A 316-nucleotide genomic window follows, 5' to 3' on the forward strand; every position below is an offset into this window, starting at 1 on the left:
TCGTCCCGCGCCAACCGCTCTTACCTGCGAAGACGCGGGATCAAGGCAGTCATTCCGGAGAAGAGGGACCAGGCCGCCAACCGGAAGAAGAAGGGCCGCCGGGGCGGCCGGCCCACCTGCCACGACAGTGATCTTTACAAGGAGCGGAACACGGTCGAGCGGCTCATCAACAAGCTGAAGGCCTGGCGGGGCATCGCTACTCGATACGACAAGTCGCCCGAGAGCTACCTCGCCGGCCTCCACCTCCGTGCCTCAATGATCTGGATCAACGACCTGCTGAAGGCAACTGGCTGATCACAACGTCACACAGGCCCTA

The 316-nt window shown here is 62.7% G+C and carries 1 pseudogene; it reads left to right on the forward strand.

Annotation, left to right across the window (positions count from 1 at the left end):
- A pseudogene (locus tag ACYF6T_RS44735) lies at positions 1-294 on the forward strand (IS5/IS1182 family transposase); the annotation flags it as partial.
- Positions 295-316 lie beyond the last annotated feature (22 nt).

It is taken from the genome of Streptomyces sp. 7R007, from assembly GCF_054850255.1.